The following is a 1,054-nucleotide window of genomic DNA, read 5'->3' on the forward strand; positions in this document are numbered from 1 at the left end:
TTTTAGTCCGCGATAGCCGTAGGGCCGTTGTTTTGTCGGAGTCTGAGCGTTAGCGAAGGTGGAGACAAAATAAAAGGCCATCCGACACGGCGTCAAGTCATTTGGAGCCTATGTTCCGACCCCTTGTTGGGTCGGGACGAGGTGACGAGGACGAATCGGGGCCGCCGGAGGCATAAGTGGTCGCGTTAAGTTTTTGCTGCTTGCTTGGGCTGGGATGCCCAAAACAAGCTTTCGCAAAAATAGCGACTCCCCGAAACATCTGATCTACTTTGATCATAACCTGCCTGAGCTTCATAAACATCGGTAATGGCAATCAGGCCAACCTCGAAGCGCTGTTGAGCCTGCTCTAGCTGCCTGGCTATGGTTTTCATTTGAGACATAGAAAAAGTGAGATCGTCCTGAGCAGCTAAAACATCAAAATAAGCACTGGTAGTTCTAAGAATTAAATTCTGTTGTTCAGCAAGGTAGCTGGCATCAGCTTGGGCAATCTGTTTTTCTGACTGGGATAATTGCACCCACATATCCCAATGAAAAACGGGTTGTACCAGGTTAATTGAAAACTGGTTATCCCAAAATTTATTACTGGGTGTTTGGCCGAACTCAGTTTGAAATTTTGACTTCTGATATTGCCAGTTTTGAGAACCGGAATAACCCGCATTTATCGTGGGTAATAACCGGGCAATACTCTGATCCTTAGTTTCGCCTACTGCCATTTTATTAGCTAGTGACTGGCTTAAAACAGGGTCATTCTGCATTGCAAGGTCATAGGTTTTTAATAAATTTTGCGCAGACAATGCACTAGAAAATAACAATAAAACTGAAATACTCGTTTTTTTCATACGCTGAGAATCATGGAAACGGAGCTTAGCGAAGTGGTGATTTTTAGTCCCTGATAGGCGACAGGGCAATTCGCTGATTCGACGTGTGCTAGCAGCACGCGAGAGGAGCAAGAATTGCATTCCGAATAGCCGTCCAGCCAGTGAGGTAGTAATGACGAAGCGGCTTTTGTGCGTAGTCGTTGCGGACGCAGGGCGTTCAGGGCATCTCCCATCCG

1 protein-coding gene is annotated in these 1,054 nt (G+C 46.4%); it reads right to left on the reverse strand.

Features of this window, described 5'->3' with window-relative positions:
- Positions 1 to 185: 185 nt before the first annotated feature.
- Positions 186 to 1,054: TolC family protein (locus CDZ78_RS20890; RefSeq protein ID WP_211200793.1), on the reverse strand; the 869-nt coding region annotated here is incomplete at its 5' end.

The organism is Bathymodiolus platifrons methanotrophic gill symbiont (assembly GCF_002189065.1).
Lineage (GTDB): Bacteria > Pseudomonadota > Gammaproteobacteria > Methylococcales > Methylomonadaceae > Methyloprofundus.